This window comes from Pseudonocardia alaniniphila (assembly GCF_022524485.1).
In the GTDB taxonomy this organism is placed as follows: Bacteria; Actinomycetota; Actinomycetes; order Mycobacteriales; family Pseudonocardiaceae; genus Pseudonocardia; species Pseudonocardia alaniniphila.
This window is the reverse complement of sequence record NZ_JAKXMK010000079.1, coordinates 1-6,754: the sequence shown is the minus strand read 5'-3', so window position 1 is coordinate 6,754 and position 6,754 is coordinate 1. Positions and strand designations below refer to the sequence as shown.

The window sequence follows — 6,754 nt, the reverse complement described above, 5'->3', positions numbered from 1 at the left end:
ACGACTACAGCCACCACGGCCGCGCCGACAACCACACCACCGACTTCGTCCCCGACGACGTCATCGACCGCTTCTGCCTCCTCGGCCCACCCACCGCCCAACTCGACAAACTCGCCCAACTCCAAGAACTCGGCGTCGACCAATTCGCCATCTACGCCATGCACGACGCACGCGAGGCAACGATCGAGGCCTACGGACAGTCAGTGATCCCCACACTGTCCTGAACACCGCTCAGCAGCCCGACGCAGATGGGAGCGGAATGCCGCTCGTCGCCGCCGAGTTGGTTGCAGCGTGAAGAAGATAGGGTTCCTCTCCTTCGGGCACTGGTCGGCGGGGCCGCACTCGATGGTGCGGTCGGCGGCGGACGCCCTGCTGCAGTCGATCGAGCTCGCGGTTGCCGCGGAGGAAGTGGGCGCCGACGGCGCGTACTACCGGATACACCACTTCGCCCAGCAGCTCGCCTCCCCGTTCCCGCTGCTGGCCGCGGCCGGGGCGCGGACCAGCCGGATCGAGCTGGGCACGGCCGTGATCGACATGCGGTACGAGAACCCGCTCTACATGGCAGAAGACGCCGGTGCCGCCGATCTCATCTCCGCCGGCCGGCTGCAACTGGGGATCAGCCGCGGATCACCGGAGCAGGTGATCGACGGCTTCCGCTACTTCGGGCACGTGCCGCCGGAGGGCACGAGCGATGCCGACATGGCGCGCGAGCACACCGCAGTGTTCCTCGAAGTGCTCAAGGGTAAGGGTTTCGCCCAGCCCAACCCGCGCCCGATGTTTCCCAACCCGCCAGGCTTGCTGCGGGTCGAGCCGCACTCACCGGGTCTGCGTGACCGGATCTGGTGGGGCGCAGGAACCCGGGCGACCGCCGAGTGGACGGCCGAGCAGGGGCTGAACCTCATGAGCTCGACGCTGCTCTCCGAGGACACCGGCGTGCCTTTCCACCAGCTCCAGGCCGAACAGATCCAGCGGTTCCGGAACGCCTGGGAGGCCGCAGGGCACACCCGCGAGCCGCGCGTCTCGGTCAGCCGCAGCATCTTCCCGATCGTCAACGACCTCGATCGGCAACTCTTCTGGCAGCAGCGGGACAGCACCGACCATGTCGGCTGGCTGGACGGCGGCAACGCCCGGTTCGGCCGGACGTACGCGGGTGAGCCGGACAAGCTGATCGCCGACCTGGCCGAGGACGAAGCGATCGCCGCTGCGGACACGCTGCTGCTGACCGTGCCCAACCAGCTAGGCGTCGACTACAACGCCCACGTCATCGAGAGCGTGCTCACCCACCTCGCCCCCGAGCTGGGCTGGCGCTGATCCGGCGCGAGAGGTCGGCGCTGCACGGTGAAGCGGAACGAATCCGCAGGTGCTTCCCCAATACAGGCACCGACCGCCAGGCCGGCCAGCGCCGCACGTTCCCGATCACCACGAACCCCTCGTCGGAGAACCGCGATGGACAGGTTCAGCCGGTCGTTGTGCTGATGTGCGGCGTAGGGATCGGCGAGTCGGGCGGCCCTCAGGCGCGCTCCGCCCGGGAGGGGAGCGCGAGGTAGCGGCCGCCGCGCGTGCCGTCCGGCACAGTCCGGCCCGTCCCGGGGAGGCGACCGCGGCATGCGCCGCGTCCCGCTCCACGGCCTGCGCCACACCTGTGTCTCGTTGCTGCTCACGCTCGGCCACGGGAAGCCCCGGCATGCACGTTCCTGACCTGCTCCTGCAACTTTCAAGAAGGAAATGACCATCAGCTGACGAGAAAACGCCCGTCCCGAGATGGCCCGGTGCGGTCGACTGGAGTACGCCATTCAGGACTGCCTCGCCATGCCAAGAGGAACTCTGCTTACCTGCGCCAACCGTCCGAACGGACCGAACTCGTCGCGCGCACCGCACCTGCGCTCCCGTTACGGTCTCGTTCTCAGGATGAAGGCCACGCCGGCAGCCGATCAATGGGCCACCGCCACTGCGGCACACCGATCACAGCTTCGCCGGACCCGAGGTTTTGGTGCCGCACGCTGTGGCAGCCAAGCAGATCGAGAACGTGATCATTCCTGCCATACCTCCGCCCAGTCGGAACCTGCCCATGTCGACGCTTGGCCGCAGAGGGAACAGGACCACCACGGAGCCGGTTCCGAGGCAAGTGTCTTGACGGCAACCCTCAAACAATCATCACGTCAACATCGACACAAGGAGCACGGAATGGAATTCGAGAATACCGACACAGCAGTTGTTTTCATCGACCCGCAGAACGACGTCCTGAGCGAACACGGAGCGAACTGGGAGGTACTGGGAGCGAGCGTCACGGAGAACAAGACCGTCGAGAACATGGAGCGGATCTTCGAGGCCGCAAAGAGCGGTGGATACGAGGTCTTCATCTCTCCTCACTTCTTCTTCCCAACCGACAGCGGGTGGCGAATGAACGGCCCGCTCGAGACCGCGGAGTTCGAAACTCATACATTTGCGCGCGCGGGACAGTTCGACCTGACCGACTTCCCGAACTCGGGCGCTGACTGGCTGGACCGCTTCAAGCCCTACATCGAAGACGGCACAACCGTCATCGTCAGCCCACACAAGGTCTTCGGGCCGCAAACCAACGATCTGGTCCTGCAACTGCGCAAGCGTGGGATCGACAAGATCATCCTGGGCGGAATGCTGGCGAACATGTGCGTCGAGTCCCATATGCGTGACCTCATCGAGCAGGGATTCGAGGTAGCTGTCGTCGCGGACGCAACAGCTGCCCCCCGGCACCCCGTCTGGGGGGATGGCTATCCGGCGGCGCTCGTCAACTACCGGTTCTTGGCACACGCTGTGCTGTCGACGGACGAAGCCGTCGAGAGAATGGAATAGGTGCTGTCAACCGGCTGCTGCGGTCTTCCACCAATCCTGGATCGCCGCGTTCACGTCCTCCGAGCGTTCGACCTGCACCCAGTGGCCACCTCCCGGCAGGACGACCGCACGAGAGGCAGGGTGCTGGAAGGTCGTCTCCTCGTACGCAGCGCGGGCCGCGTTCCTGTGGATGACCAGCACGGGATCGGTGCGCCGGGCGAGGTAGTGGTCCACCTCCGGCCGGAACGCAATCGGAGCGTGGTCCCAGAGCGCTGCGAAGCCCGCCCGGATCATCGCGGGCGACACCGAGTCCACCCGGCGCAGCACCAAGGTGCGCAGCCACTCGGGCGTCTGATCGGTGAAGCTGGCCTGGCTGGAGAACCACGACTTCACGACCTCGTTGGGGTGCTCCCCGGCCAGTTGCTCCCTCGTCCTCTCGACCCTGGCGCGACCCGCCTCGTCGACCGCGTAGGACGCGTCGAGGGCGACGACACCGAGCAGGTGCTTCGGCCGCTCCACCGCCATCGCGGAGGCGATCGCCCCACCGAGCGAGTGGCCGACGACCAGAGCAGGCTCGCCGGCGACCTGCTCGATGACGGCCGTCAGATCATCGAGCTGCCGATCCATGCCGTACCCGTCGGCCGGGGCCGAGTGGCCGTACCCGCGCAGGTCGTAGGCGATGACGCGGAAATTCCGCTGCAGCAACGGAATGAGCCACGAGTAGTCGATCGAGTCTGCGGTCCAGCCGTGCACGAGCACGACCGGCGTTCCGGTTCCCGTAGCCGTGTAGAAGAGTGTCGAGTCACCGGTCTCGAGATAGGGCATGCCAAATTTCCCCCCGCCTCCGGATATGTACCTAAGGCGCCGTACGGCCGGCGGCCCGCTCGATTGGCGAACCAGCCGCCACGGACCAACCGACTCTCCTGCGCCAGGCAGGCCAACCATCTCCGCGATTTAGCGAACTGTCAAGTCCACTTTCCCCGGTTCCAACGGTCTGTTCCACTCGCGCCTGAACCGCAGGCCGCGCGTCCTATTCCATCCATGACGCCCCGTATTTCTGGTTCTACGAGGCACGTCCACCCGGACACCCCTCCTGTGACAACCCCCAAAGGCCGTTGCACTTACTGGACCGAGAGGTTCTAAAGTTGGCCACCGGTGCTAGATAGCTCATGGTCTGACCCACGCTGCGCCGCCACGGCGACGGCCGCAGATGCCTCACGTGGGACGTCCATCCCGAACTCGAGATCTGCCGAGCCGGATTCGGGCTGACCCGCATGTCACATCGTGACGACAACGCAGGAGGAACAGCGTGGCAATCACCAGAGGCGCCGCCCGGCGAGACCCGGCGGCGCCTGACTCACGCCGGCCGCCCGACCGGTACGACGTCGGCGACGGATGGCCGGTGCCGCATGGGTGGAGGTGCTGAGCCGTGCAGACGACACTGGTTGCCGACCACGTGCTGCTTCCCGACCGAGTGTTGGAGCCGGGCGTGGTCCGGGTCGAGGACGGCGTGATCACCACGGCGGACCCTGTCGGGTCGGACGGGCCTCCGCGCGACCCCGACACCGTGCGCCTCGACGGCCGGGTGTTGATACCGGGGTTGGTCAACGCGCACACGCACTCCCCTATGTCGATCATGAAGGGGGTCGCGGAAGGGCGCTCGCTCCTGACGAAGGAGGGATGGTTCCAGTGCATCCGGGTGCTCGAGTCCGACCTGGTGCCCGACGCCGTCCCGGCGGCCGTCGCCGTCTCGTGCGCCGAGATGATCGCCTCCGGTACGACCACGTTCGCCGACCAGTACTTCTTCGCCGAGCAGATCGTCCCCGTCGTGGACCGCAGTGGGATGCGGGCCGCCGTCGCGTACGGGATCGTGGAGCTCGGCGATGACGATGCCCGGGCGAGGGAGCTGGCAGCCTGCCGGCGTTTCCTGCAGAGGGCGGCGGACCTGCCGCCGCGCGTGCGCGGGTGGGTGGGCCCGCACGCGTTCTTCGTCGACAGCACCGAGGCGGCCATCGCGGCCGAGATGGCCATGGCCGACGAGTTCGGTTGCGGTCTGCACGCGCACTTCGCGACCAGCGGCGAGGAGGACGCGTTCTGCTACGCCACGTACGGCACCAGTGCCGTCGTCCGCATGCGGGCGTTGGGGCTTCTGGATCGGCGGATGCTGCTGGCCCACGCGTGCACGATCGTGGTCGACGACCTGCCGCTGTTGGCGGGGACGGCCGTCTCGCTCGTGCTGGCCCCGAACGTCTGCATGGCCAGCGGTGCCACCCCGCCCCCGTTCCGCTCGGCGATCGATGCCGGGGTCACGGTCGCGCTCGGCACCGACAACGTCTGCAACAACGGCAGTTACGACATGTTCGCCGAGATGCGCGCGATGGGCAGGCTGGCGTCGTTCGTCAGTGGGCGACCCGACGCCCTGACCGCCCGGGAACTGCTCGACATGGCGACGGTCGCGGGGCACCGGGCGCTGGGCATCTGCCCGGTCGAGCCGGCCGGTTCGATCGCCCCGGGAGCGCCCGCCGACCTCATCAGCGTCGCGGTCCCGGCCCTGCACCGCGGCCCTGCGGGCATGCAGTCCCTGCACTCGGCTCTCGTCTACGGGGGATCCGGAGGTGCTGTGCGGGACGTGATGGTCGACGGACGCTGGCTGATGCGCGACCGCGCGTTGCTGACCCTCGATCTCGCGGTGGCTTCGGCGCGCCGTGACTCCGACGCCGGTAACCTGCTGGCCGCCCGGACGCGGCATGCGCAGGCCGCGCCGATGCGCGGTTGAGCGTCGACGGGAGGCAGGCCGTCACGGCCACCGGCGAACCACCGCCCGTCGAAGCCGAGATCACGGCGCGAGTGCCGCCCTGACAACCTCGCGGAGAAACTGATCCGCCGTCCGGCACACCAGTCGCCAGCCACCTCTGATCGGACACCAACGCGGGAACCCTCAGAAGCCGCCGTCGGCTCGGCACGCGCTCGCCGATCGCGGTGGCGTGATGACGAGCGACGGCCGAACATGCGGATAAGTGAGGCCCGAGCGACTACCGCGTCGGCGCAGGAATCCGTTGGTCCGCCTTTTCCGCGAGCTCCGCATCGGAGACCATCGTGATCATCTCGACTCCGGGAGCACACAGCATAACCACGACGAAGCGACTCGTCCTGTCCGCAAGCAGATTCGCGACCGTGTAGTGGATGACATCGCCACCCGGTTCCCAGAAAGCCTCTCCGGCCTTGATCGGATACGGCGCCTCACCCTCGAGCTCGAACAACATTTCCCCCTCCAGCATATAGCCGAAAACGGGGCCGGAGTGACGGTGCGGACCGAGACCAGGGTCGCCCGGGGGCAGCTCGAGGAGCCGGACCATCGCGGAGGAACCCTGCGTGATAAACGGCGGCACGACCTCCAGCAGATCTTTCTGGGTCATGTTGGTGGAAGTGGACAATTCATCTCCTTTGTGATTCCTCTAGCCTTCGGCAAATCTCCATCGAGTTGGCGAACTCCCCGCTGTCACATCCGTCGCCGGAGGTTCAACCACCCACAGGTCAGCCCCGGACCACCAGCACGGTCTTGCCTGGGCATGACCTCCGCAAGGCGCCGCTCTCGTAAGCGGTCCGACCCTCGGCCAGCAGGAACGTCGCGGCGACGCCGACCTTCAGCGTCTCGGCGTCGATCATGTCGGCGATCCGGGCCAGACCGTTCTGCACTGCCGTCACGATGAAGAACAGCGCCGTGACGCCGTACTCGTCGGCCAGCTCCTCTGACGGGGGTTCCTGCAGGGTGATCAGGCGTCCGCCGCGGCGCAGTGCTGCGAACAGGGCTTCGGGTACCTCGCGGCCGACGGCGTCGATCACGACGTCGAAGACCCCCGTCTGCCCATCCAGTGGCTGGCGGTCGGTGTCGATCACGCGGTCGGCGCCCAGCGAGCGGACGTAGTCCACGTCGGGGGTGTGC

General features: G+C 67.2%; 6 protein-coding genes and 1 pseudogene. 4 read left to right on the top strand and 3 right to left on the bottom strand.

Translation table 11 applies throughout. The features are described from left to right. The 3 genes and pseudogenes from MMF94_RS42975 to MMF94_RS42965 form a co-directional block, all read left to right on the top strand. Window positions 1-224: pseudogene (locus MMF94_RS42975) on the top strand (TIGR03842 family LLM class F420-dependent oxidoreductase); the annotation flags it as partial. A 67-nt stretch (window positions 225-291) separates the two neighbouring features. Continuing rightward, complete coding sequence (locus MMF94_RS42970) at window positions 292-1,311, top strand: LLM class flavin-dependent oxidoreductase (protein ID WP_241043268.1); 1,020 nt, start codon at window positions 292-294, stop codon at window positions 1,309-1,311. A gap of 873 nt (window positions 1,312-2,184) precedes the next feature. Further along, window positions 2,185-2,832, top strand: coding sequence for an isochorismatase family protein (locus MMF94_RS42965; RefSeq protein ID WP_241043267.1), 648 nt, complete (start codon window positions 2,185-2,187; stop codon window positions 2,830-2,832). Window positions 2,833-2,838: 6 nt separating this feature from the next. On the opposite strand, the gene MMF94_RS42960 is transcribed toward MMF94_RS42965, so the two are convergent. Beyond that, window positions 2,839-3,636 carry an alpha/beta fold hydrolase gene (locus MMF94_RS42960; protein WP_241043266.1) on the bottom strand — a complete coding sequence of 266 codons (798 nt, stop codon included), beginning with the start codon at window positions 3,634-3,636 and terminating at the stop codon, window positions 2,839-2,841. A gap of 604 nt (window positions 3,637-4,240) precedes the next feature. On the opposite strand from MMF94_RS42960, the gene MMF94_RS42955 reads away from it, so the two are divergent. Then, complete coding sequence (locus tag MMF94_RS42955; RefSeq protein ID WP_241043265.1) at window positions 4,241-5,587, top strand: amidohydrolase family protein; 1,347 nt, start codon at window positions 4,241-4,243, stop codon at window positions 5,585-5,587. Between the two features lie 256 nt (window positions 5,588-5,843). On the opposite strand, the gene MMF94_RS42950 is transcribed toward MMF94_RS42955, so the two are convergent. After that, on the bottom strand, window positions 5,844-6,245 hold the full coding sequence (locus MMF94_RS42950; protein ID WP_241043264.1) for a cupin domain-containing protein: 402 nt from the start codon (window positions 6,243-6,245) through the stop codon (window positions 5,844-5,846). A gap of 100 nt (window positions 6,246-6,345) precedes the next feature. Next, window positions 6,346-6,754: zinc-binding dehydrogenase (locus MMF94_RS42945; RefSeq protein WP_241043263.1), on the bottom strand; the 409-nt coding region annotated here is incomplete at its 5' end.

Bases quoted from the DNA above. Each gene is read 5' to 3' on its own strand.
- MMF94_RS42965 (WP_241043267.1), top strand. From the start codon at position 2,185: ATGGAATTCGAGAATACCGACACAGCAGTTGTTTTCATCGACCCGCAG.
- MMF94_RS42960 (WP_241043266.1), bottom strand. From the start codon at position 3,636: ATGCCCTATCTCGAGACCGGTGACTCGACACTCTTCTACACGGCTACG.